The organism is Gordonia sp. Swx-4 (genome assembly GCF_030316175.1).
GTDB lineage: Bacteria > Actinomycetota > Actinomycetes > Mycobacteriales > Mycobacteriaceae > Gordonia > Gordonia alkanivorans.
The window spans coordinates 4458365-4482263 of record NZ_CP128197.1 but is presented as its reverse complement, the minus strand read 5'-3'; the positions used below and the strand labels follow the sequence as shown (position 1 = coordinate 4482263).

Here is a 23899-nt window from a genome sequence, read left to right as displayed (position 1 = left end):
GCTCACACGTCGGTGGTTCGGCGGGATGTTCTTTTCGCGTCCTCAGCGGCGGATCGGCGTCGCCGTGTACTTCATGTCGAGGAACTCCTCGATGCCCACGCGGCCGCCCTCACGGCCGAGGCCGGACTCCTTGACCCCGCCGAACGGAGCGGCCGGATTCGACACGATGCCCGTGTTGACCCCGACCATACCGGCTTCCAGCGCTCCCGACAGGCGAGCGCAACGGTCGACGTCCTGGCTGAAGAAGTAGGCGACCAGACCCCATGCGGTGTCGTTGGCGAGAGAGATCACCTCGTCGTCGGCGGCCGGGTCGAGGGGATTGCCGGCGTCGCCGAACGGGATGATCGCCGCGACCGGACCGAAGATCTCGTTGCGCACCAGATCGGCGTCGAGGCCGACGCCGGTCAGCACCGTTGGCGGGTAGAAGTAACCGGGACCCTCGGGCGCCACACCGCCGCAGGCCACCGTGGCGCCCTTGGACACCGCGTCGTCGACGAGCGAGGAGACCTTCGCGACGGCCTTGGGCTCGACGAGCGGACCGACCTGCGTTCCCTCGGCGGCGCCGTCGCCGACCTTCAGTGCGGCCATCTTCGCCGTGAATTGCTCGGTGAACTCGTCGATCACGCTGCGGTGCACGAAGATCCGGTTGGCCGCGGTGCAGGCCTGACCGGTGTTGCGCATCTTGGCCAGCATGAGTCCGTCCACCGCGCGGGAGATGTCGGCGTCGGCGCACACGATGAACGGGGCGTTGCCGCCGAGCTCCATCGAGGTGCGCATCACGGTTCCGGCGGCCTGCCGCAGCAACGTCTTGCCGACCTCGGTCGATCCGGTGAAGCTGACCTTGCGGGCGAGCCCGCTGTCCATCCACTCGGTGACCACCGTCGACGGATTCGTGGTGGTCACGACGTTCAGTACGCCGGCAGGCAGGCCCGCCTCGACGAGGATGTCGGCGAGGAGAAGTGTGGTCAGCGGGGTGAGCTCGGCGGGCTTGAGAACCATCGTGCAGCCGGCCGCGACGGCGGGCCCGATCTTGCGGGTTCCCATGGCCAGCGGGAAGTTCCACGGTGTTATCAGGATGCACGGGCCGACCGGCTGCCTGCTCACCACGATGCGGTGGCCACCGTCTCCGGTGGTGGTGTGGTCACCGCCGATGCGCACGGCCTCCTCGGCGAACCACCGGAAGAACTCGGCGCCGTAGGCGACCTCACCTTTGGCCTCGGCCAGCGGCTTGCCCATCTCGGCGGTCATCACCGAGGCGATCTCGTCGACCCGGCTCATGATGATCTCGTATGCGCGGTAGAGGATCTCGCTGCGGCTGCGCGGGGACGTGGCAGCCCACTCGGCCTGATGCGCGGCCGCGGTCTCGAGTGCGCGCCGGGCGTCGGTCGCGTCGGCGTCGGCCACCTGTGCGAGCACCTCGCCGGTCGCGGGATTGAGCACGTCGAAACGGTCGCCGGCGGCGGCCGGAACCCATTCACCGTCGATGAACAGGTCGGTGTGGACCGACGAGATGGCGTCGGGGACCTGGGTGGTGGCGATGGCCGTCATGATCGGGCTCTCCTCGGTTGATCGGGGGTGGGTCGGGGTCGGGTTGTGGAGGTGAGAAGTTCGGCGAGGTGGACCCCGCGGATCTCGCGTGCGTCGGTCAAGTCGTCGTCGACCATAGCGAGGTGTTCGACCGCCATCGCGCAGCTGAATCCGTCGGTGACGACGGGGCGATGCGGGTTGTCGCGCAACGCGGGTGCGAGTCCGTTCTCCGCGACGGCCATGCTGACCTCGTAGTGGCCCTTCTCGAAGCCGAAGTTACCTGCCACACCGCAACATCCGTCGGCGGAGTGCACGGTGACGCCGAGTGCTTCGAGAGCCGCGGTGCCGGTGCGGGCGCCGAAGACCGCGTACTCGTGGCAGTGGGTCTGGAGGGTCACCTCGTCCGGGAGCGGCGGCGGCCGCCATCCCGCGTCGAGCAGGGTCGGGAGGTGGGCGGCGAAGCTGCGTACGCGTGCGGCTACGCGACGTGCGCTGTCGGTGGGGACGAGTTCGGGCAGGTCCTTGGCCAGTGCAGCAGCGCAACTGGGCTCGGGCACCACGATGGGACGGTCGGTGCCGTCGTCGAGGTTCGCGGCGGTGCGTCGAAGTGTCCTGCGCGCCTTGCCCAGTTGACCGGTGGAGATCCAGGTGAGGGCGCAGCAGTTCTCCGACGTACAACCGACCTGCTCGCCCGTCGCGCCCAAGACCTCCGCGGCGGCGGCGGCCACCTGCGGGCGGAAAGCGCGGGTGAACGAATCGACGAACAGGATGATCTGCGAGGTCGGGGACACCGGGGCGAGCCCGTCCAGATGCGCCTTGCGGGTGCGTCGGGCCGCGAACGCCGGCATCGTCCGGCGAGGGTCGAGGCCGCCGGCGCGGGCGGCCAGGCCGCTGATCTTCGAGGACAGGGCGCGATTGATCAGCGGCGCAGCGGTTCCGGCCGCTGTCAGCCACGCCGGCATCCAGCCCAGGGAGTAGTGCGACAGCGGGCGGAGACGGCGACGGTAGTGATGGTCGAGGAATTCCGACTTGTAGGTGGCCATGTCGACGCCGGTCGGGCAGTCCGTCGAACATGCCTTGCAGGACAGGCACAGTTCGAGGGCCTCGGCGACCTCGGGTGACCGCCAGCCGTCGTCGACCGATGGGGCGGTGCGCACCATGTCCTGGAGGACCCGGGCCCGACCCCGCGTCGAATCCTTCTCGTCGCGGGTCGCCCGGTAGCTCGGGCACATGACGCCACCGGTGTCGGCGCGGCACCGGCCGACACCGATGCAGCCCTGGACCGCGTGGACGAAGGGATCAAGGAGCGGGAGTTCGCGAGAACCGCCCCTGACATCCGCCCCGGAGGGAGCCGCCGCCGACGTATTGTCATCGGCGCCGCTGCTGAGGGCGGATTTCGGGGGCGTATCCCGGGAGCCGTGGCCGTGGCCGTGGCCGAGGTCGAAGGCGGTCGGCCAGGTGCGGCGCGGGACGTCGGCCAGGGCGAGGTCGGCCGTGATCGACGGCGGGTCGACGATGCTGCCCGGGTTGAGGTTGCCCGCCGGGTCCCAGATCGACTTGAACCGAGCGAAGGCCGCCATCATGGCCGGTGCGTACATGATCGGCAGCAGTGCCGAGCGCGCCCGCCCGTCGCCGTGCTCGCCCGACAGTGAACCACCATGACGCACAACGAGTTCCGCGGCTCCGATGCAGAAGTGCTCCATCACGGCGCGACCCTCGGGGGTGCGCAGGTCGAAGGTGATGCGGACGTGCATGCAGCCGGCGCCGAAGTGGCCGTACATCACACCTGTGAGGCGGTGGTGGTCGAGGAGTTCGGCGAAGTCGTCGAGGTAGTCGGCCAGTCGCTCGGGGGCGACCGCCGCGTCCTCCCAGCCGGGCCAGGATTCGTAGTTGCCGCCGACACTCTCGTCGTCGGGGTCGGCCAGACGCGACGACAGTCCGGCGCCGTCCTCGCGGACGCGCCACAATGCCTTGCGCCGAACCGGGTCGTCGACGACGGTGGCGCCGATCATCCGGCCCTGCGCACGAAGGTGGTCGAGGAGTCGCTCGGCGGTCGCCGGAACGTCGGATTCGCCCTGTGCTCCGGCACTCTCGGAGTCGACGTCGATGAACAACCAGGCGGATCCCTCGGGAAGTCCGGCGACAGTGTCCCGGCCGCGGCGCGCGGCCATGGTGGCGACGATCTTGCGGTCGATGCCCTCGATGGCCGACGGCGCGAACGGGAGGATCGCGGGGACGTCGCGGGCGGCGTCGGCGGGGGAGTGGTAGCCGACGCAGAGCAGGAGCTGGGAGGTCGCGACCGGGACGAGGCGCACCTTCGCAGACACCACGATCGCGCAGGTCCCCTCGCTCCCGACGAGTGCGCGGGCGACGTCGAATCCGTTCTCGGGCAACAGCCGTGCGAGGTGATACCCCGAGACCTGGCGAGGGATGGTCTCCAGTTCGGTGCGCAGGATCGCGAGGTTGTCCGACGCGAGTTTCCGCAACTCGTCGGTGATCTCGGCGGCCCGCGCCACGGCCTGCCGGTCGCGGGGATCGGTGGCGTACAACCCGTCGCGCGTCGCGGTGAGCAGCAGCCCGTCGGCGGTGACGAGGTGCAGTTCGATCACGTGGTCGCTGGTGCGTCCGTATCGAACGGAGTGATTTCCGCAGGCGTCGTTGCCGATTGCCCCGCCGAGGGTTGCCCGTGACGCCGACGACGGGTCCGGGGCAAAGGTCAGCCGTCCTTCCGTCGCTGCACGAGCCCGCGCCGCCAGAGTGGTGAGCACGATGCCCGAACCCGCTACGGCGCTCGAGTTCTCGGCATCGACCGACAGCACCTGATCCAGGTGACGGGACAGGTCGATGACCACTCCGTCGCCGATGGCGTTGCCCGCCATCGAGGTCCCGCCGCCGCGCACGATCACCCGGACGCCGATGGCGTGACATCGCGCGACGATCGTCGCGACCTCGCGCGCAGACCGCGGGAAGGTCACGGCCCGCGGCGGGATGCGGTAATTCGAGGCGTCGTAGGAGTATTCGGCCAGACGGCGGGGCGAGGCGTCGGCATCGATGCCGAGGTCGGCGAGCTCGTCTGCGATGTCCACCGGCCTAACCCAGTGCGGCATGCAGCGCCGCGCCGAACCGCGCGACACCGAGGTCGATCTCGTCGGCGGTCACCACCAGCGCCGGGATGAGGCGGACGACGTTGGCCGACGGCCCGCAGGTCAGCGTCAACAGGCCCTGTTCCGTGGTGGCCTGCTGCACCGCGACGGCGGCCGGGGCGTCGGGCACCCGGTTGCCGGCGGCATCGGTGGAGACGAACTCGATGCCGGCCATCAGGCCGAGGCCCCGGACGTCGCCGACGCCCGGGAACGGCGCGCACACCTCGCGAAGCCCCGCGAGCAGTTGCTCTCCGCGCACGCGGGCGTTCTCCACGAGTCCCTCGGCCTCGATGACCTCGAGAGTCGCGACCGCGGCTGCGGCGGCCACGGCGTTGCCACCGTAGGTTCCGCCCTGCGATCCCGGCCACGCCTTGCTCATCAGCTCGGTCGACGCGGCGATCGCCGAGATCGGGAAGCCCGACGCCAGACCCTTTGCGGTGACGATGATGTCCGGGGTCAGGCCCTCGGCGTGCTGGTGGCCCCAGAATCTGCCGGTGCGACCGAACCCGGCCTGCACCTCGTCGAGGATGAGCAGGATGCCGTGGCGGTCGGCGCGCTCGCGCAGGCCCTGGAGGAATCGGGGCGGCGTCGGCAGGTAGCCGCCGTCGCCGAGGACGGGCTCGATGAGGAACGCGGCGGTGTCGTTGGGTGCGACGCGCGACTGCAGGAGGTAGTCGAGCTCCCGCAGCGCGAAGTCGACCGCGGTGTCGGTGTCCCAGCCGTAGCGGAAGGCGTAGGGGAACGGTGCCATGTGCACGCCGCCCATCAGCGGGGAGAAGCCGGCCGAGAAGCGGGTGCCCGCGGTGGTGAGGCTTGCGGCCGCGACGGTGCGGCCGTGGAATCCGCCCTGGAAGACGATGATGTTCGGCTTCGCGGTCGCCATGCGGGCAAGGCGGATCGCGGCCTCGACGGCCTCCGAACCCGAGTTGGCGTAGAAGACGGAGTCCAGGCCGGCCGGCAGGACCGCACCGAGTCGTTCGGTCAGCTCGAGCAGCGGCGGGTGCATGACGGTCGTGTACTGGGCGTGGATCACCTTGGCGCACTGGGCCTGCGCGGCCTCGACCACGTGCGGGTGGCAGTGGCCGGTGCTGGTGACGCCGATGCCGGTGGTGAAGTCGAGGTAGTCGCGGCCGTCGGTGCCGTGGATCCAGGACCCCAGCGCATGGTCGACGACGACCGGCGTCGCCTGCTTGAGCGCAGGACTGAGTGAGGCCGTCTGGTGGATGCGGGTGGGGGAGTCAACGCCGGCAGTCATGGGTACACCGTGACGCTAGATCGTACGATTGTCAACAATGTGACAGTCGGCGGTGCTCAGGGGTTGTTCTCGGGCTACGGTGGCCGCATGAGCACCCGACGTCCGGTCCTCGCGCTCCTCGGTGCCCCAGGTGTCGCGCCGCCATCGAACCTCGATCAGCTCGCCGAACTCGCCGAGATACGCCATTGCGTCGCAGACGATCTCGCGGATGCGCTGCCGGGTGCGGACGCGTTGGTGTTGTGGGACTTCTTCTCTCGGGCGCTCGCCGACAACTGGGGTGAGACGACCGCGTCGCTGAGGTGGGTGCACGTCTGCGCGGCAGGTGTCGACTCGCTGCTGTTCGACGAGCTGAAGACCTCCGATGTGGTGGTGACCAACGCGCACGGCGTGTTCGACCGGCCCATCGCCGAGTTCGTCCTCGCCTCGATCCTCGCCCGGGACAAGCGGTTACACGAGTCGATGGCCCTGCAGCGCGATCACGTGTGGAAGCATCGGGAAACCGTCGGCACGTCGCGTACCTCGGCCCTCGTCATCGGGACCGGCGGAATCGGCCGAGCCACCGCGCGGCTACTCCGTGCCGTGGGGATGCACGTCGTCGGCGGCGGGCGAACCGCGCGGGAGTCCGACCCCGACTTCGGCCGGGTCGTCGCCACCGCCGAACTCGCCGAGCATGTCGGCGACTTCGACAACGTCGTCACCATCGCGCCGCTGACCCCACAGACCGCCGGGATGATCGACGCGGAGGTGCTCGCCGCGATGAAACCGGGCGCGCATCTGATCAACGTCGGCCGCGGCGAACTCGTCGACGAGCCGGCGCTGATCGACGCGCTGCGGTCGGGGCGCCTCGGTGCGGCCTCGCTCGACGTGTTCGCGACCGAACCGCTGCCCGCCGACAACGAGCTGTGGGATCTGCCCGGCGTCGCGATCTCGGCGCACATGAGCGGCGACGCGCTCGGCTGGCGCGAGGCGCTGTCGGAACAGATCCTCGAGAACCTGCGCCGATACGTCGGTCTGGACGACACCGCGGACGGTGCCGTCGTCGCCGAGACGCTGGTCAACGTCGTCGACAAGGAACGCGGCTACCTAACCGGAGGCGGATGACGTCGTCGCGGCGCGGCCGATAGTAGGCTGTAGCGCGATGACCACCGTCTATTTCCTGATCGCCGCCGTGGCACTCGCGGGTGCGGGCGTCCTGTTGTGGCTCGACCGGCAGCGGTCGAGCGTCGCGCGGCACCAGCGTGCGATCTGGGGGGATGAGCACGAGTTCAAGTTCCGCGAGACGGACACCAAGCTGCGCAAGGTGTTCCGTCGGGCGACGATGAACGTCCCCGATCACGTCGAGGTCCGCGACGTCGCCTACGGCCGCTACGGCGGCGTGGAGACCGTTGTCTTCGATCTCGCCGAGACCGCGACCGTGATCGCCGTCCGCCGATCCTCGCCCTCGCCCGTCGTCGTCGACCTGCGTCACGAGGATGTGCTCGCGCCCGCCGAGGAGGACGTCGAGCTCCTCGGTGCGATGGGGCCGCGGGTCATGTTCTCCAACAACCTCGACGTCGCCCGGCGCGTGTGCGACCGGCGCATGGTCGCCCTGGCCAACAAGGCCCCGGCGTTCGTCGAGGTGCTGTGGAACGAGGGCAACTGGGCGCTCGGTTCGCTTCCGCTGACCAATGATCCCGCGACGCTCAACACCGGCCTCGAAGTGGTTCGACGCTTCGCCGACCTGCTGCGCGTTCTCCCGCCGGTGCGTGAACCCGAGGACTCGCCCGACCCACGCGATCCGCACGGACCCACGCGCGCCGAGCTCGCCGACGAGAAGACCGAGTCGATGCGCGACAAGCGTCGCCGGCAGGCCGCGGCGGCTCCCGCCACAGAGGCTTCCCCGGCCGCCAAGCCGAGTGCCCCGCCGGTCCGTAAGCCGCCGCCGGCGACCGGTACCTCGTCGACGACGGGCCGGGGCATGGCCCCGATGCCGGTCCGCGGGTCCGCGACGCGCAAACCCGAGGACTCGCCGCGTCGGCCCGAGGACACCGGCGAGCGGTCGAATCGCCACCGCAGCTGACCCGACAGGGCTGATCCGAACGGTGTCGCGGACACCGTAGGGTAATCGTCATCCAGTGCACCGGCCGACAGCCGGAGAGTTCGAGAGTGAGTGGTCGCATGTCCTCGTCAAGCCCGGTTTCCGACGGCACGCCGCCCCCGGTCGACCCAGCGGCGCGGGCGCGACTCGCCGAACTGGTCCGCGAACTCGCCGTCGTGCACGGCAAGGTGACACTCTCCTCCGGTAAGGAGGCCGACTACTACGTCGACCTGCGCCGCGCGACCCTGCATCACGAGGCCTCCCGCCTGATCGGCACGCTCATGCGCGAGCTGACCGCCGACTGGGAGTACGTCGCCGTGGGTGGTCTGACGCTCGGCGCCGACCCGGTCGCGACGTCGATCATGCACGCCGACGGTCGCGACATCGACGCCTTCGTGGTGCGCAAGGCCGCAAAAGCCCACGGCATGCAGCGTCGAATCGAGGGCCCGGACATCGTCGGCCGCAGCGTGCTCGTCGTCGAGGACACCAGCACGACGGGCGCCTCGCCGTCGACCGCAGTGGAGGCCGTGCGTGAGATCGGCGGCAACGTCGTCGGTGTCGCCACCGTCGTCGACCGTGCGACCGGCGCGGACGCGGTCATCACCGGGCTGGGCGTGCCCTACCGCTCACTGCTCGGGCTGAGCGATCTCGGCCTTGCCTGACGCACCCGATCCAGACGCCGGGGTCGCCGGTCCCACCGAGTGGGTGACGGGACCGCCGGTCGGTGTGGGCCCCTGGTCGGTCGAACACCCCGGTGAGCCGACCCCGGACGACGACCACCTCGACCCCGAACTGCTCGCGACCGGCGACACCCGAAACGTCGTCGACGCGTACCGGTACTGGAAGCGCGAGGAGATCGTCGCCGACATCGACACGCGCCGGCACCCGCTGCACGTCGCCATCGAGAACTTCGCCCACGACGCCAACATCGGCACCGTCGTGCGTACCGCGAACGCGTTCGCCGTCGCGGCGGTCCACATCGTCGGACGACGCCGCTGGAACCGTCGCGGCGCGATGGTCACCGACCGCTACCAGCACCTGATGCACCACGACACGGTCGGCGATCTGCTCGACTGGGCGCGCGGAGAAGGTCTGTCCGTCGTCGCGGTGGACAACACTCCGGGATCGCGTCCGCTGGAGACCGTGGAACTTCCGCGCGAATGCGTGCTGCTGTTCGGTCAGGAAGGTCCGGGCGTGAGCGACGACGCGCAACGTCAGGCCGACATGACGGTGTCGATCGCGCAGTTCGGGTCGACCCGCAGCATCAACGCCGGAGTGGCTGCCGGGATCGCCATGCACGCGTGGATCCGGCAGCACGCCGATCTGGATCAGGCCTGGTAGACGACTACTCGGCCGGGGGAGTGGGGGCCGGATCCTTCGAGGGGGCCAGCGGCTCCTCCTCGACGGGACGCTTGCGAGCCCGCAGGATGCGCTTGCCGATCTCCGAGATGATCGGGAGCACCGACACGAAGACGATGAGCAGGAAGATGTAGTCGACGTTGTCGCGGATGAACGCGATCTGTCCGAGGAAGTAGCCGAGCAGGGTCACGCCCGCGCCCCAGGCCACCGCGCCGACGATGTTGTAGGTCAGGAAGACGGGGTACCGCATCCGGGCGGCGCCCGCGACGAGCGGCGCGTAGGTACGGACGATCGGGACGAAGCGGGCCAGGATGATCGTGACCGGGCCGTGCTTCTCGAAGAACTCGTGGGCCTCGTCGATGTAGACCTGTTTGAGGACCTTCGCGTTCGGTGTGAACAGCGTGTACCCGAGTTTCTTGCCGATCCAGTACCCGACCTGGTCACCGAGGAATGCGGCGATCGGGATGGTCACCAGCAGCACCCACAGCGGCGCGAACGGCTCGATGTCGGCCGACTTCGCGGCGACGATCAGGCCCGCGGTGAACAGCAGGGAATCGCCCGGGAGCAGCGGGAACAGCAGGCCCGACTCGATGAACACCACCAAGAGCAGACCCGCCAGCATCCAGGTGCCGAACGAGTTGAGGAGGTTGACCGGATCCAGGAATCCCGGCAGAAGTGCCAGGTTGGTGGTCGTGGTGGCAAGTGCTGAGTCGATCACGGGAACCCAGAGTACCTGCGCGGGCGAGGAGGGTGGAATCGCGCGGGAACGGCGTCGGTGCGCCGCCCGGGAGCGATCAGCCCGCAGCCCCGGCGGGCCGGCCGTTCGACGAGCCGAGTCTGCGTTGGACGAGCGCCACCGCGCCGACGATCGCGGCACCCAGGACGAACATGCCCAACGCCCCCGGCCAGTCGTCGCCGATGGGCATCGGCGCACCGTCCGCCGGGTCCTGCCATGGCCACAGGGCTCGTAGCGAACCCAGCAGCAGGCCGGCGGCGCCGACCATCGCCAGGCTGTGGTGTGTGCGCAGCAGCCACTCGAGAGCCTGGACGAACGAGGCGAGGCCCACGACGGCGCCGGCGGCGAAAACCCCCAGATACATGAGGTCGCGGTCGTCGACGGCGGCCAGCGTCGGTGCGTAGAGACCGATCACGAGCAAGAAGAACGAACCCGAGACGCCCGGCAGGACGAGTGCGCAGACCGCGACCGACGCTGCGAAGAAGACCGCCACGAGCGGCGGATCGGACACCTCGGACCGCGGCAGCGACGTCAGCACGAACACGAGTACGGCCATCATCACGAACGTCAGGACGGCGGACAGTTTCGACGAGGTGGTCGTGAACGTACCGCGCGGGATCTCCTGGAACGGGATGGCCACCGACACCGCGATCATGCCGATGAACAGAGCCCGGGAGTACACCGGCTGCTCGGTGACGAATCCCTCCATCACGCCGGCGATCGAGAACACCGCGATCGCCATTCCCGCCAGAACCGGGACCATTAGCCACCAGTCGACCCGGTTGGCATCGTCGGATCGGACGCCCCGCAGGCAACGTGCCGGGAACGTCGTCGCCGCCTTCGCCGTCGCGATGAGCCGGTCGTATATGCCGGTGATCAGGGCAACGGTGCCGCCGGAGACTCCCGGGATGGTCTCGGCCACGCCGATGAGGGCACCGCGGCCCACATCTGAGGCCACGGTGACCGCCGACGGTCGGGGGGACGGGTTGTCAGCGGGCGGGGAGTCGTCGGACCGGACCGGAGAACGTGAGGCTGCCACACCGAGATCCTATCGATGTCTCTCGGTGCAGGTCCGGGCCCGAATGGTGGGCGCACCGGCCGGTGTGGCACCTGCCATACTGAGGGAAGTCCGGCCGCGGGAAGTCCGGCTGCTCGCCACGGCGCATCAACCGTGGGCGAGAGAACCCGAACACCAGAGCACATCAACACCCTGGAGGATTCGTCGATGCCCATTGCAACCCCGGAGCAGTACGCCGAGATGTTCGACAAGGCGAAGAAGGGTGGTTACGCATTCCCCGCGATCAACTGCACCTCGTCGTCGACCATCAACGCCGCGATCAAGGGCTTCGCCGACGCCGGCAGTGACGGCATCATCCAGTTCTCGACCGGTGGTGCCGAGTTCGGTTCGGGCCAGGGCGTCAAGGACATGGTGACCGGTGCCGTGGCACTCGCCGAGTTCGCACACGTCGTCGCCGCCAAGTACGACGTCCTCATCGGCCTGCACACCGACCACTGCCCCAAGGACAAGCTGGACACCTACGTGCGTCCGCTGCTGCAGATCTCGCAGGAGCGCGTCGACGCCGGCCGCAACCCGCTGTTCCAGTCGCACATGTGGGACGGCAGTGCCGTGCCGCTCGACGAGAACCTGGAGATCGCCAAGGAGCTCCTCGCCAAGGCGGGCGCGGCCAACATCATCCTGGAGATCGAGATCGGCGTGGTCGGCGGTGAAGAGGACGGCGTCGAGAACGAGATCAACGACAAGCTGTTCACCACCCCCGAGGACTTCGAGAAGACCATCGAGGCACTGGGCGCCAGCGACTCGGGCAACCGCTACCTGCTCGCCGCCACCTTCGGCAACGTCCACGGCGTCTACAAGCCGGGCAACGTCAAGCTGCGTCCCGACGTGCTGAACACCGGCCAGGAGGTCGCCGCCAAGAAGCTGGGTCTGGCCGATGGTGCCAAGCCCTTCGACTTCGTCTTCCACGGCGGCTCGGGCTCGCTGAAGAGCGAGATCGACGAGGCGCTCAGCTACGGCGTGGTGAAGATGAACGTCGACACCGACACCCAGTACGCCTACACCCGTCCGGTCGCCGGCCACATGTTCGGCAACTACGACGGCGTCCTCAAGGTCGACGGCGACGTGGGCAACAAGAAGGTCTACGACCCGCGCAGCTGGTCGAAGAAGGCCGAGGCCAGCATGAGTGAGCGCGTCGTCGAGGCGTGCAACGACCTCAAGTCGAACGGCAAGTCGCTGACCGCCTGATCGTCTGACACAAGTTCTGCCCGCACCCCCGCGAGGGTGCGGGCAGAACTGTTTTCGAGCCCTGGTCGGACTCGACGTGGGGTCGTCCGGCGGTGACCTCACGCCGGGGAGGTGGAACGGCCGCAGCGCGTCAGGAGGTGAGCAAACCGACCATCACCGCCACCGCCAGCGCGATCATCACGAGCGCGGAGACGAGGACCGCGGGATCGGTGCGTGAACCGGACCCCGAGCCGGCGCGTGCACCGGTGCTCCGGGGATGCGTGGGCCGGATACGCCGCGACGGACCGCTCGACACGGGCGGAGGTGTGGGGCGCCGAGGGGTGAAATAGGCGGGGACATCCGACGGCCGATCCCGCTGTTCCGGCGGGCCGTCATACCGGACCGCATCCGGGACATGCTGCGGCGGCGGGGGTGTGGTCGACGGGGGACCCCACCCCTGACCGCCGGTCACGTGGGGTTGCACACCTTCCAGTCATCACCCTCGCGCTGCAGGTTCAGCGTCACCGTCTCGGGGGCGTCCGGGGCACTCGTGTGTACCGCGACGACCTCCACCACGGCCAGCTCGCCGCCCTCGACCACTCGGACGGCGTTGATCGCCTGGGTCTGGACGAGCTCGTTGCGTGCCTTCTGTGCGTCGTAGGTCTTCTGGTAGGCGGCGTCGTCGAAGTCCTCGTAGAAGGCATGGAGCTCGCCACACGTGACCGAACGCAGGGTCTCGAGGTCGCCCTCGTACAGCGCGGTCGTGTAGTCGAGCGCCACCTCGGCGGCCTCGTCGGCCGGCGGGGTCGCCGTCATGTTCTGGTAGGCGAAGATGCCGCCGATGACCGCCGCGATCACCACGAGGATCGCGGCGACGGCGATCAGCGGGCCCATGCCGCGCTTCTTGGTGGTCCTGGTCGGCCTGCTGCCGGGGATGACCTGCGGCTGTTGTGTCGTGGTCGTCCACTCGCCGGTCGACGGCGCGGTGACCGCGGGCTCGGGGACGGTGTCGGTGCGCTCATCCGGCGTCGCAGCCTTCGCGCCGGCTGCGGCTGCTGCATCTGCAGCGGCTGCTGCCGGAATCACCTTCGTGGTGGCATCGGAGTCGTCGGCCGGCTCGTTTTCCGGCGTGGCCGTCGCGGGGTCGTCCTCGCCCTTCGCCAGCGATATCGCCTCGGTCGGGGCGTCGGCGGCCGGTGCCTCGTCGTCGGTCGCGGTGGCGCCTGCGTCTCCGGCCCCGGCCTCTTCGACTTCGGCGCCCCCGGACTCCGCACCCTCGGACTCCGCACCCTCGGGTTCGGTCGGCTCGTGCTCCGCTTCGGGTTCCTCTGCCTCGACCCCGTCAGTGGCGTCGGAGGGCTCCTCGGTCGCGATGGCGGCCTCGTCGGCGGGCTCGGCAGCCTGTTCGGCTTCGGCGTCGGTGTCCTCGGCCTCGCCTGCCGCAGGGGCGGATTCGGCCTCGCCGTCGGCGACGGAATCCTCGGACTCGGCTTCCGCGCCGGCCCGGTCGGTGACATCCTCGCCCGTGGTCTCGTCGTCGTCGCCGGCCACGGCAGCACCGGCGGCTGACGCACCCACGGCGCCCGCCGCGACGGCGGCAGCAGCTGCGCCCGCCCCGGACTCGTCGGTGACGTCGGGCTCGGCGGCTTCGGCGGTTTCCGACTCGGCGTCAGCCGAGTCCGACTCGACCGCGTCCGAGTCCGTGCCCGGCTCCTCGGCATCCGCCGGCTCGGCGGCCTCGTCCAGCGCCGAAGGCTCATCGGCCACCGGCTCGGTGGCTTCCTCGGCCGGCTCGGGCGCCGCAGAGGTCGCGTCGATGTCGTCGAGATCTTCGAGTTCGCTCGGGTCGGGGAGATCCTCGCGGCGGATCACGGTGGTCTTGGAGTCGCTCGGACCCAGGCGGGCGGGCTTGCTCTCCGGCTCGGCCGGGGTTTTTTCGGCGTCGGATGTGTCGGCATCGGGAGTGTCCGCGGCGTCGGTGCCGAGGGGATCGATCGAGTCCAGATCCTCGAGATCCTCCAGCGACGGCAGGTTGTCCCGGCTGATGATCTGGGTCGCACCGTCGATCCCGCGCCCGCCCTTCGGCTTCGGAGCCTTGGCCGAGGCCTTCTTCGCGGGGGTCTGGGCGTCAGAAGCGTCGGTGCCGGTGTCTGCCGCGTCGTCGGCTCTGTTCTCGGCGGTGTCGTTCTGGGTGGGATCGTCCACGGCTGGCTCGTGGCCCTCTCTGCTGGTGCTCTGGTTCTCGGCGTCGTCGCCGGTCGGAACAGTATCCGGGGTGATGTCCGCGATGTCCGGACGAGATCGGGAATTCTGGCCGGATTTCGTTGCGGGTGGCCTCGACGGGGCGGTGCCCGGTGTGTCGCCGGGGCCTGCGTCGGATCGGCCGGTGAGCTCCCGACCCGCGTCCGCGCCACCAGGAGCGGACGCAGCGGGCCCGGCGCCGGCGCCCGGTCGGCCGCTCCGCCGTGAGCGACGTTCGTCCCGGGCCTGGCGCAGCGTCGAAAGTGCTTTGGTGACAGCAGCTCTCGGCTTGTCGGATCGAGCCATCGACTGATCACCCCGCATTCTGCCCATCGCATGGTTTCGGTCCGGCCACCGAGTAGCTCGGCGACAGGACCGATTGCGCCATTCACCCTAGCGAATCGTCGGCAGGTCCAGCACTACGGCGTTCGGTCGATGCGGTCACAGGAGCGGGCTCGATGCTTGAATGGGTACATGACGTCTTTCGGAGATCTCCTCGGCCCGCAGCCGGTTCTGCTCACCGGCGACGACGACGCCGAGTCGGACCTGCTCAACGGGGCCGTCCCGGCCGAGGTCGCGGCCGCCCATCCCACCGCCTCCATCGCCTGGGCGTATCTCGCCGAGGCGGCGCTCGCAGCCTCGACCGCAGCCGGCGAGGCCGGCGACACCGGTGCCGTCATCGCCGCCTACGCCTACGCACGGACCGGCTACCACCGCGGGCTCGACCAGCTGCGTCGTCACGGATGGAAGGGCTTCGGTCCCGTTCCGTGGAGCCACGAACCCAACCGCGGATTCCTGCGATGCGTCGGTGCCCTCGCCCGGGCCGCGGAACTGATCGGCGAAGAGGACGAGCACCTGCGTTGCCTCGACCTCCTCAACGACAGCGATCCCAGGGCGGCCACCGAGCTCGGCCTGGTCTGACAGACCCGCGACTCGTCGAATGTCGGCAGCCGCGAGCGACTCGTTCCCGCGCAGGGTCTACGACTCCCTGCCCGGTGCGCTGAAACGACGCCTCCGTCGACTCCGGGTCTCCCTGGTTCCGATCGTCCAGTGCGCACTCGCCGCGGGCCTCGCGTGGTGGATCGCGATGCACGTGTTCGATCACCCGGACCCGTTCTTCGCGCCGATCGCCGCGGTGATCTCACTCGGGTTGGGCCTCGGGCGGCGCTGGCGCAGGTCGGTCGAACTCGTCGGCGGTGTCGCGATCGGCATCCTCGTCGGCGATCTCTTCATCGGTGCTGTCGGAGAGGGTGCCTGGCAGATCATCGTGGTGGTCGTGCTGGCGATGGCACTCGCCGTGCTGCTCGACGACGGCCCGCTGATCCCGATGCAGGCGGCGTCGTCGGCCGTCCTGGTCGCGACACTCCTGCCGCCCGGCGGCGTCGCCGGATTCCACCGGGCCATCGACGCGTTGATCGGTGGGCTCGTCGGAATCCTGGTGGGCGCACTCTTTCCCGTGAATCCCGCGGCACGGGCGCGCGAGGATGCCGCGGGGGTACTCGTCACGGTTCGTGATGCGGCGCGGTCGGTCGCCGCGGGTTTGCGTAGCGGAGATGCGGAGACGATCGCCGCCGCGCTCGAATCCGCACGCGGTACCCAGTCGGCGATCAACATGATGCGGGCCGACATGTCCGGGGGCAGAGAGGTCACCCGGATCTCCCCGTTGTACTGGAGTTCTCGAACCCGCCTGGACCGGCTGGTCGCCACGGCCGATCCCATCGACAATGCGGTCCGCAACCTGCGGATCATCGCGCGGCGATCGCTCGCCATCACCCAGCGCGGGGAGACGGTGCAACCGGCGCTGATCGACATCATCGACGACATCGGGGGCGCCTTCGAGGTCCTGCGGGCGATGATGATGGCCGATCCCGGCGACGATCCCGATCCGGTGGAGGCGGCCCGCGTCGTCCGGTCCATCGTCCGCAAGGCGCGCATCGAGCTGGCCGCGAACAGCGATCTCTCCGAGGCCGCGTTGCTCGCGGAGATCCGCTCCCTCCTCGTCGACCTGCTGATGATCGCCGGGCTGCGGCGCTCCTCGGCGCTGGCGACCCTGCGGAGCTGACGCGCGCCGGTGTTGCCTCATATGCAGACTTCTGCATATATTGACCGCCATCATGGGTCATTCACACTCGCATTCCCACACCCCCGGGACAGGCGTCGCGGGGGAGCGGCGGCTGTGGCCGATGGTGCTGGCGGTCGCGCTCATCGGCGGATTCTTCGTCGTGGAGCTCGTCACCGGCATCCTGGTCAACTCGCTCGCGCTGATCGCCGACGCGGGGCACATGCTCACCGACGTCGTCGCACTGATCATGGGCCTGATCGCGCTGCTGCTGGGTCGCCACGGCCGCACCACCGACGCCCGTAGCTTCGGCTGGCATCGTGCCGAGGTGTTCACGGCCGTCGCCAATGCGGTCCTGCTCATCGGGGTCGCGGCGTTCGTCCTGATCGAGGCCATCGAACGAATCGGCAACGATCCCCAGGTCCCCGGGCTGACGCTGATCATCGTGGCGCTGCTGGGCCTGGCGGTGAACCTCGTCGTGATGCTTCTGCTCCGTGCCGACGCGAAAGAGTCCATCGCCGTCCGCGGCGCCTACCTCGAGGTCCTGGCCGACGCCGTCGGCAGCGTCGGGGTCCTGATCGCCGGCATCGTCGCGCTGACCACCGGCTGGGGCTATGCCGACATCGTGGTCGCGGTCCTCATCGCCCTGTGGGTGGTGCCGCGTGCGCTCCGGCTCGCGATCGACGCGCTGCGAATCCTCAACCAACAGGCGCCGGCGCACATCGACGTCGAGTCCCTGCGCTCCGATCTCGCCGGAATCCCCACCGTCGACGATGTCCACGACCTGCACGTCTGGACGCTGACCACCGGCATGGACGTCGCCACCGTGCACCTGGGCAGCACCCGGCCCAACTCCGAGGTGCTGCCCGCCGCGCAGGCGGTCCTGGCGCGCCACGGGCTCGAGCACGCGACGGTTCAGGTGGACAACGACGATCAGGGACGATGTCGTGACGAGATGACGTGGTGAGCCCGCGTCGATGAGCCGAAAATGTCGGTTATGCCTTAAATTCGCCGCATGGAACGACGCGACTTCCTCGCGATACTCGCGGCCGGCACGGTGGGGGCCCTGACCGCGAGCACTATGACGGGGTGCGCCTCGCCGGTCCCGGCCGCCGAGATCACGCCCTCGACCCCGCCCACACCGACCACCCCGTCAGTACCCACTTCGATCGCGCCGTCGCTGTCACCGGCAGGTTTGCTGCCCCCGGCGATGGGCACGCGCCACCCGCTGCCCGCCGCACCGATCACCGGTCTGCCGGGCAGGGGCAGGCACATCGCCCTCACGGTCGACGACGGTGCCAGCTCCGAGGTCATCGGCGCCTACGTGAGGTTCGCCCAGGACACCGGCGCTCGATTCACCTTCTTCGTCACCGGATCGTTCGACGGCTGGACCGACCACCGCGCGGAACTGCGGCCGCTCGTCGAATCCGGGCAGATCCAGCTCGGCAATCACACCTGGACGCATCCGGCGCTCACCGAGCTCTCGGCGAAGGGCATCGCCGACGAACTCGGCCGGACCAAGCGGTTCCTGAAGAACCAGTACGGCGTCGACGGCACGCCGTACTACCGGCCGCCCTTCGGCTATCACAACGCGTCGGTCGACGCCGTGGCCGCCGACCTCGGCTACACGATGCCCACACTCTGGTACGGCTCGCTCTCGGACTCCGGGCTGATCACCGAGAAGTACCTCGTGCAGTGCGCGCGCAAGTACTTCCGGCCGCAGACCGTCGTGATCGGCCACGCCAACCACGATCCCGTCACCAAGGTCTATCCGAAGCTCGTCGACATCATCCGTCAGCGAAAGCTGCGCATGGTGACCCTCGACGACTACTTCGCGTCCTGACTCCGCGGAACGGCACACGCCGTCGGCGCGCAAGTGGGCGGCGGTTTTCGCTCACGCTGATTCGTAGTCGACGAGGCACGGCACGTCGCCGATACCGTGGGGCCGGTCATGGCCTCTTCTCTGCAGACCTCCGCGTCCCCGACGGCTCACGAGACCGACGCCGAGCGCCGCAAGCGACTCCGCACGGTCGTGGCCGCGAGTCTCCTCGGCACCACGGTCGAGTGGTACGACTTCTTTCTCTACGCGACCGCCGCGAGCCTGGTGTTCAACCAGTTGTTCTTCCCGGACCAGAGTTCCTTCGTCGGGACCCTGCTGTCGTTCGCGACCTTCGCGGTCGGCTTCGTCGTCCGGCCGATCGGTGGTGTGATCTTCGGGCACATCGGCGACCGGATCGGCCGCAAGAGAACCCTCGCGATCACGATGGTCATGATGGGCATCGCGACTGCGCTCATGGGTGTGCTGCCGACCGCGGAGGCCGTGGGGGTCGTCGCCCCGATCCTCCTTCTCCTGCTGCGCGTCGTGCAGGGCTTCGCGCTGGGCGGCGAGTGGGCCGGGGCCGTGCTGCTCGCGGTCGAGCACAGTCCCGATCGCAAGCGGGGGCTGTTCGGCAGCATCCCGCAGATCGGACTCGCCCTCGGTCTCGCACTCGGCACGGGTGTGTTCGCCCTGCTCCAGGTCGCGCTCGACGACGACGCGTTCCTGACGTACGGCTGGCGCATCGCCTTCCTCGTGAGCATCGTGCTCGTGGTCATCGGATTCGTGGTGCGGCTCAAGGTCGACGAGACGCCGGCCTTCGCCGAGGTCGCCGAACTCGCGCAGAAGTCGACGGCGCCGATCCGGGAGGTCGTGCTCCCGCCGAACACCCGCAACACCGTGCTGGGGCTGCTCGCACGCTGGGGTGAGGGGTCGGCGTTCAACACGTGGGGCGTGTTCGCGATCGCCTACGCGACCAGCGAACTCGACATGGAGAAGGTCCCGGTCCTGGTGGCCGTGACCATCGCCTCGCTCGTGATGGCGGTGCTCCTCCCGGTCTCCGGGAAGCTCACCGACCGGTACGGCGCCAAACCGGTCTACCTCGCCGGCATGACCGCCTACGGGCTGTCGGTCTATCCGGTGTTCGCCCTGTTCGGCACCGAGAACCTGGTCTGGTTCACCGTCGCGCTCGTGATCGTGTTCGGCGTGATCCACGCCCTCTTCTACGGCGCGCAGGGCACGCTGTTCGCGAGTCTGTACCCGACCCGGGTCCGCTACACCGGTTTGTCGGTGGTCTACCAGTTCTCCGGCATCTACGCCTCGGGCCTGACCCCGCTGATCCTGACCGCACTGATCGGTGCAGCCTCCGGGTCGCCGTGGCTGGCCGCCGGCTATCTCGCGCTCACCGCGGTCATCAGCGTCGTGGCGACGTCGCTCATCCGTCGCGAAGACCTGCACCTGACGACCGGCAAGGACGCCCAGATCGAGGCCGCCGGCAACCAGACCACCCCGACGCCGGCGCCGATCCCGGTCGGCTGACGGGGTTTTCGTTCAGGGGCGGACGAGTAGCAGATCGGTGACGTGGCGGTAGAACGTCGACCGCTTCAGCACGCGTTCGTTCACCACGCCCTCACGTTCGACCACGATGTTGGTGCCGCCGGTCTGCACCGCGCGGCCGGCGAACCACTTGCCCGGCAGCAGGAATCGCTCGACCTGGGCGCGCAGGCCGGGGGCGTCGAGCGTGGGTTCGATGAGCACCGAACGGACTTCGCCATCGAAGAGCCGTTCGCTGTCGACGTAGGACTCGCCGTGTAGCTTGGCGCCCTCGGCGCCGAGGTGGCGCGCGCTGCCGAAGATGACCGTCGCGGCGTCGTCGCGGATGAGGGGAACCGGACTCGCGGTGCCGTTCTCGGCGAGCTCACGCGCGGCCGGCCCATGCGGAAGGCGGTATCGGCGTGTCGCCGCGGTCGCCTCCGCCGAGACGTACGCCACTTCCACGTCGAGCCGCTCGGAGGTCATGAGGGCGGCGACCACCTGATCCAGGAAGGTGTCGGCCTCCTCGGCGAGGGTGGGTGCGAAGCGTTCGGCCACACGAGGTTCGACGATGAGGCGCGTGACGGCGGAATCGGACAGGGCGTCGGCCACGGCGGCGCGGATCGCCTTCTTGTCGTCGGCGCGACCGGCTTGGGTGATCAGGGCGAAAGACACGCGGATAGGGTATCGGGGGCGTGAACACAGTAGTGTTGGTGAGGTTTGTTCTGATCAGTTCAAGCGCGCCACACGAAGGAGTACCTGAATCATGGCCGCGATCGTGCTTATCGGCGCCCAGTGGGGCGACGAGGGCAAAGGGAAGGCCACCGACCTGCTCGGCGGCCAGATCAACTGGGTTGTGCGGTATCAGGGCGGCAACAACGCCGGCCACACCGTCGTACTCCCGTCCGGTGAGACCTTCGCCCTGCACCTCATCCCGTCCGGCATCCTGACCCCCGGCGTGCAGAACGTGATCGGCAACGGCGTCGTCGTCGACCCGGGTGTGCTGCTCACCGAACTCGGCGGACTCGAGGACCGCGACGTCGACACCACCGGTCTGCTGATCTCGGCCGACGCCCACCTCCTGATGCCGTACCACGTGGCCATCGACAAGGTCACCGAGCGCTTCCTCGGCAACAAGAAGATCGGCACCACGGGTCGCGGCATCGGCCCCTGCTACCAGGACAAGATCGCCCGCGTGGGTGTGCGCGTCGCCGATGTGCTCGACGAGAAGATCCTCACGCAGAAGGTCGAGGCTGCCCTCGAGCTGAAGAACCAGATCCTGGTCAAGATCTACAACCGCAAGGCCCTCGACCCGGCGCAGGTCGTCGACGAGGTCCTCGGTCAGGCCGAAGGCTTCAAACATCGCATCGCCGACACCCGCCTGCTTCTCAACCAGGCCCTCGAGCGCGGCGAGACCGTGCTCCTCGAGGGTTCGCAGGGCACGCTGCTCGATGTCGACCACGGCACCTACCCGTACGTGACCTCGTCGAACCCGACCGCCGGCGGCGCCGCCGTGGGCGCGGGCATCGGCCCCAACAAGATCACCACGGTCCTCGGCATCCTGAAGGCCTACACCACGCGCGTCGGCTCGGGCCCGTTCCCGACCGAGCTGTTCGACGAGTGGGGTGCCTACCTGGCGAAGACCGGCGGCGAGGTCGGCGTCACCACCGGCCGCGCGCGCCGTTGCGGCTGGTTCGACGCCGTGATCGCCCGCTACGCCACCCGCGTCAACGGCATCACCGACTACTTCCTCACCAAGCTCGACGTGCTGTCCAGCATCGACACGATCCCGATCTGCGTCGCCTACGAGGTGGACGGCGAGCGCATCGAGGACATGCCGATGACCCAGACCGGGTTCCACCACGCCAAGCCCATCTATGAGGAGATGCCCGGCTGGTGGGAGGACATCTCCCAGTGCAAGACCTTCGAGGAACTGCCGCCGAACGCGCAGAACTACATCCTTCGGCTCGAAGAGCTCTCCGGCGCCCACATCTCGTGTATCGGCGTCGGTCCGGGGCGCGAGCAGACGATCGTGCGTCGCGCGATCGTCTGACCTGTCGCTTCCTGATCCGAAAGAGCGCAACGCACCCAGCTCCTCTGCCTGATGGGAAAGAGCGCGACGCACCCAGGCCCGCTGCCTGAGGTGCGAGGAGCGCAAGCGACCTGCCTCGAAGGCCCGGTGAGACACCGTCGCTCACCCAACCACCGGTCGACGTCAACCCGACCTGCAGACTTCGATCGACGTCTGCCGGTCGAGTTGAGGTTCGGGGGTCAGGTAGCGGAGCCGGGTGCTCGCGTTCTTTCGGGATCAGGAAGCAACCCATCCGATCCCTGAGGAGCCCCGGAGCTTGCGAAGGGGCGTCACGAAGGGTCCGGCAGCCACGCCCCGTGCAGTCCGGCGGGAACGCGGATCGGTAGGTCCACGGTGGCGATCGGGCCGTCCTGCGGCGCGTCGGCGCTGAGCAGGTAGAAGTGCGAGGTCATATCGGTCGGGTCGGTGCCGATGGCACCCCAGTAGTCGCGTTCGGCGCCCGGGATGTAGATCGGTTCACCGATCGCGGCACCCGGGGTCCAGACCGTCTCCGTCCCGGCTGCGAGGTCGTGGAACCACAGGCTGTCGAGATCACCGCTGTCTCTGGGGCCCTTCGCGACGCTGGCGATGCGGTGATGTTCCCGCGTCAGCATCCGGTCGTCGATGCGCGGGAACTCCATGTCCGGTTCGGAGCTGTTCAGGACGGTCTTGGTGATCCCGGCGTCGGGACGGATCACCGCTCGCGTCAGGGACGACGCCGCTGGTGTGGGCTGGTCGGAGAACCCGCCGGGGTAGGTCCATTCCACGTAGTCGACGGTGACCGAACCGTCGGGATTGTCGAAGGCGTTGGCGAAGTGCCAGACCCAGAACGGGTCGGCGTCGATCCAGCGCACCGCCGTGCCGTCCCGCGGGATCAGCGCGATGCGGGTCCCGCGCCGGGGTTGCCACGACAACAACGACCCGCCGCTCATCACCGACTCGATATCGAAGATCAGCGGGCACACGAACAGCACGACGTATCGGCTGGTCAGTGCCATGTCGTGGATCATGATCGGGGCGTCGACGCCGTCGACCGGGGTCGGTGTGCGGATCGCCCGGCCGTCCGGGCCGACGACGGCCCAGGTCAGGTACGGCGCCTCGAGTACGTAGTTGAACAGCACCATCTCCCCGGTCGACGGATCGATCTTCGGGTGCGCGGTGCTGCCGACGAACATCGCACCGTCACAGTCGGTGCGGGCCAGCGTCGCGAGATCCTCGGGAGCGAGCTGATAGGGCCGGTCGGCCTCGGCCATCGCCAGCAGCCGCCCGCCGTGCCGCACGATGTTGATGTCGGGCAGCTCGCGGGTCGTCCCCGCCAGCTCGTCGCCGACCTCCGCCGCCGACGGTGTGTAACCGTCGGTGATGCCCGACCAGATGGCATGTCCGGCAGCCTCTTCCGTGAGCACCATCGGGGTGCGGACGAAGCGGTTGCGATACGACGCGCGGCCGCCGTCGAGGCTGATGCGATGCACCATCGCGTCCCCGTCGATCGGATAGACATACGAACCGATCGGGTCGAAGCGCATGTTGGGCCCGTTGCGCAGGTAGCTGCCCCGCAGGTCGGCCGGGATCTCGCCGCTCACCGGTAGGTCGACGGCGTCCACCTCGTCGCGCTGCGGGGCGAAGACGCCGGTGAGGAACGGGTTGCGGGACATGTCGACCGGAGCAGGGCGGGTCGGGACATCGGATGCGGTCATGGCGCTGCTTTCGGCGAGCCGTGGATGACGATGATCTCGGTTCAGGTTAGGGCGTTGACGCAGGTCGCGTCCGTCGATCGTCCGGTTCGTCCCGAATCGGCGGGGCCAGAGACGGGCGATCGACGCGGTCGTCGTGATTAGCT

General features: G+C 69.1%; 20 protein-coding genes. 11 read left to right on the top strand and 9 right to left on the bottom strand.

What is annotated here, in order from left to right; genetic code table 11:
• Positions 1-42: 42 nt before the first annotated feature.
• The 3 genes from PWF70_RS20275 to PWF70_RS20265 are packed head-to-tail and all read right to left on the bottom strand — an operon-like array spanning position 43 to position 5925.
• Positions 43-1548 carry an NAD-dependent succinate-semialdehyde dehydrogenase gene (locus tag PWF70_RS20275; protein ID WP_042378521.1) on the bottom strand — a complete coding sequence of 502 codons (1506 nt, stop codon included), beginning with the start codon at positions 1546-1548 and terminating at the stop codon, positions 43-45.
• Positions 1545-4634, bottom strand: coding sequence for an FAD-binding and (Fe-S)-binding domain-containing protein (locus PWF70_RS20270; protein ID WP_155225529.1), 3090 nt, complete (start codon positions 4632-4634; stop codon positions 1545-1547). The genes PWF70_RS20275 and PWF70_RS20270 overlap by 4 nt, the downstream gene beginning before the upstream one ends.
• Positions 4618-5925, bottom strand: coding sequence for an aspartate aminotransferase family protein (locus tag PWF70_RS20265; RefSeq protein ID WP_006360984.1), 1308 nt, complete (start codon positions 5923-5925; stop codon positions 4618-4620). Before PWF70_RS20265 ends, PWF70_RS20270 begins: the two co-directional genes overlap by 17 nt.
• An 87-nt stretch (positions 5926-6012) precedes the next feature.
• Between PWF70_RS20265 and PWF70_RS20260 the strand changes: the two genes are divergently transcribed.
• The 4 genes from PWF70_RS20260 to PWF70_RS20245 all read left to right on the top strand — a co-directional run bounded on the left by PWF70_RS20260 (position 6013) and on the right by PWF70_RS20245 (position 9343).
• Entirely contained in the window at positions 6013-7026 is a 1014-nt protein-coding gene (locus PWF70_RS20260; protein WP_279941109.1) for a D-2-hydroxyacid dehydrogenase, read from the top strand.
• Between the two features lie 37 nt (positions 7027-7063).
• On the top strand, positions 7064-7984 hold the full coding sequence (locus PWF70_RS20255; protein WP_006360986.1) for a TtfA family protein: 921 nt from the start codon (positions 7064-7066) through the stop codon (positions 7982-7984).
• 98 nt (positions 7985-8082) lie between these two features.
• Positions 8083-8664: an orotate phosphoribosyltransferase gene (pyrE, locus tag PWF70_RS20250; RefSeq protein ID WP_006360987.1), complete on the top strand. Its 582-nt coding sequence runs from the start codon at positions 8083-8085 to the stop codon at positions 8662-8664.
• On the top strand, positions 8657-9343 hold the full coding sequence (locus PWF70_RS20245; RefSeq protein ID WP_006360988.1) for a TrmH family RNA methyltransferase: 687 nt from the start codon (positions 8657-8659) through the stop codon (positions 9341-9343). The genes pyrE and PWF70_RS20245 overlap by 8 nt, the downstream gene beginning before the upstream one ends.
• Positions 9344-9347: 4 nt before the next feature.
• On the opposite strand, the gene PWF70_RS20240 is transcribed toward PWF70_RS20245, so the two are convergent.
• The gene (locus PWF70_RS20240) at positions 9348-10079 is read right to left on the bottom strand and encodes a VTT domain-containing protein (protein WP_006360989.1); all 732 of its coding nucleotides are present in this window, start codon (positions 10077-10079) and stop codon (positions 9348-9350) included.
• A 76-nt stretch (positions 10080-10155) separates the two neighbouring features.
• A complete protein-coding gene (locus PWF70_RS20235; RefSeq protein WP_279941108.1) occupies positions 10156-11136 on the bottom strand; it encodes a DUF368 domain-containing protein in 981 nt (326 codons plus the stop codon).
• Between the two features lie 186 nt (positions 11137-11322).
• Here PWF70_RS20235 and fbaA point away from each other — a divergent pair, with 186 nt between their 5' ends.
• Positions 11323-12360, top strand: coding sequence for a class II fructose-bisphosphate aldolase (gene fbaA / locus PWF70_RS20230; protein WP_006360991.1), 1038 nt, complete (start codon positions 11323-11325; stop codon positions 12358-12360).
• A gap of 130 nt (positions 12361-12490) precedes the next feature.
• Here fbaA and PWF70_RS20225 read toward each other — a convergent pair whose 3' ends face one another.
• The gene (locus PWF70_RS20225) at positions 12491-12811 is read right to left on the bottom strand and encodes a hypothetical protein (protein WP_006360992.1); all 321 of its coding nucleotides are present in this window, start codon (positions 12809-12811) and stop codon (positions 12491-12493) included.
• Positions 12808-14886, bottom strand: a complete 2079-nt coding sequence (locus PWF70_RS20220; RefSeq protein ID WP_279941107.1) for an Rv0361 family membrane protein — start codon at positions 14884-14886, stop codon at positions 12808-12810. Before PWF70_RS20220 ends, PWF70_RS20225 begins: the two co-directional genes overlap by 4 nt.
• A gap of 168 nt (positions 14887-15054) precedes the next feature.
• Here PWF70_RS20220 and PWF70_RS20215 point away from each other — a divergent pair, with 168 nt between their 5' ends.
• The 5 genes from PWF70_RS20215 to PWF70_RS20195 all read left to right on the top strand — a co-directional run bounded on the left by PWF70_RS20215 (position 15055) and on the right by PWF70_RS20195 (position 19994).
• Entirely contained in the window at positions 15055-15501 is a 447-nt protein-coding gene (locus PWF70_RS20215; protein ID WP_006360994.1) for a DUF3151 domain-containing protein, read from the top strand.
• 19 nt (positions 15502-15520) lie between these two features.
• On the top strand, positions 15521-16642 hold the full coding sequence (locus tag PWF70_RS20210) for an FUSC family protein (protein WP_006360995.1): 1122 nt from the start codon (positions 15521-15523) through the stop codon (positions 16640-16642).
• A 52-nt stretch (positions 16643-16694) separates the two neighbouring features.
• Positions 16695-17606, top strand: a complete 912-nt coding sequence (locus tag PWF70_RS20205; RefSeq protein ID WP_035754561.1) for a cation diffusion facilitator family transporter — start codon at positions 16695-16697, stop codon at positions 17604-17606.
• Between the two features lie 48 nt (positions 17607-17654).
• Entirely contained in the window at positions 17655-18482 is an 828-nt protein-coding gene (locus PWF70_RS20200; RefSeq protein WP_035754563.1) for a polysaccharide deacetylase family protein, read from the top strand.
• Between the two features lie 108 nt (positions 18483-18590).
• Positions 18591-19994, top strand: a complete 1404-nt coding sequence (locus PWF70_RS20195; RefSeq protein WP_035754565.1) for an MFS transporter — start codon at positions 18591-18593, stop codon at positions 19992-19994.
• A 12-nt stretch (positions 19995-20006) separates the two neighbouring features.
• Here PWF70_RS20195 and PWF70_RS20190 read toward each other — a convergent pair whose 3' ends face one another.
• Positions 20007-20663 carry an aldehyde dehydrogenase family protein gene (locus tag PWF70_RS20190; protein ID WP_035754567.1) on the bottom strand — a complete coding sequence of 219 codons (657 nt, stop codon included), beginning with the start codon at positions 20661-20663 and terminating at the stop codon, positions 20007-20009.
• Between the two features lie 91 nt (positions 20664-20754).
• Here PWF70_RS20190 and PWF70_RS20185 point away from each other — a divergent pair, with 91 nt between their 5' ends.
• Entirely contained in the window at positions 20755-22041 is a 1287-nt protein-coding gene (locus PWF70_RS20185; RefSeq protein ID WP_006361000.1) for an adenylosuccinate synthase, read from the top strand.
• Between the two features lie 308 nt (positions 22042-22349).
• Here the strand turns inward: PWF70_RS20185 and PWF70_RS20180 are convergent, their stop codons facing one another.
• On the bottom strand, positions 22350-23756 hold the full coding sequence (locus tag PWF70_RS20180) for a carotenoid oxygenase family protein (RefSeq protein WP_035754664.1): 1407 nt from the start codon (positions 23754-23756) through the stop codon (positions 22350-22352).
• Positions 23757-23899 lie beyond the last annotated feature (143 nt).

Bases quoted from the DNA above. Each gene is read 5' to 3' on its own strand.
- PWF70_RS20275 (WP_042378521.1), bottom strand. From the start codon at position 1,548: ATGACGGCCATCGCCACCACCCAGGTCCCCGACGCCATCTCGTCGGTC.
- PWF70_RS20270 (WP_155225529.1), bottom strand. From the start codon at position 4,634: ATGCCGCACTGGGTTAGGCCGGTGGACATCGCAGACGAGCTCGCCGAC.
- PWF70_RS20265 (WP_006360984.1), bottom strand. From the start codon at position 5,925: ATGACTGCCGGCGTTGACTCCCCCACCCGCATCCACCAGACGGCCTCA.
- PWF70_RS20260 (WP_279941109.1), top strand. From the start codon at position 6,013: ATGAGCACCCGACGTCCGGTCCTCGCGCTCCTCGGTGCCCCAGGTGTC.
- PWF70_RS20255 (WP_006360986.1), top strand. From the start codon at position 7,064: ATGACCACCGTCTATTTCCTGATCGCCGCCGTGGCACTCGCGGGTGCG.
- pyrE (WP_006360987.1), top strand. From the start codon at position 8,083: ATGTCCTCGTCAAGCCCGGTTTCCGACGGCACGCCGCCCCCGGTCGAC.
- fbaA (WP_006360991.1), top strand. From the start codon at position 11,323: ATGCCCATTGCAACCCCGGAGCAGTACGCCGAGATGTTCGACAAGGCG.
- PWF70_RS20220 (WP_279941107.1), bottom strand. From the start codon at position 14,886: ATGGCTCGATCCGACAAGCCGAGAGCTGCTGTCACCAAAGCACTTTCG.
- PWF70_RS20215 (WP_006360994.1), top strand. From the start codon at position 15,055: ATGACGTCTTTCGGAGATCTCCTCGGCCCGCAGCCGGTTCTGCTCACC.
- PWF70_RS20210 (WP_006360995.1), top strand. From the start codon at position 15,521: ATGTCGGCAGCCGCGAGCGACTCGTTCCCGCGCAGGGTCTACGACTCC.
- PWF70_RS20205 (WP_035754561.1), top strand. From the start codon at position 16,695: ATGGGTCATTCACACTCGCATTCCCACACCCCCGGGACAGGCGTCGCG.
- PWF70_RS20200 (WP_035754563.1), top strand. From the start codon at position 17,655: ATGGAACGACGCGACTTCCTCGCGATACTCGCGGCCGGCACGGTGGGG.
- PWF70_RS20195 (WP_035754565.1), top strand. From the start codon at position 18,591: ATGGCCTCTTCTCTGCAGACCTCCGCGTCCCCGACGGCTCACGAGACC.
- PWF70_RS20185 (WP_006361000.1), top strand. From the start codon at position 20,755: ATGGCCGCGATCGTGCTTATCGGCGCCCAGTGGGGCGACGAGGGCAAA.
- PWF70_RS20180 (WP_035754664.1), bottom strand. From the start codon at position 23,756: ATGACCGCATCCGATGTCCCGACCCGCCCTGCTCCGGTCGACATGTCC.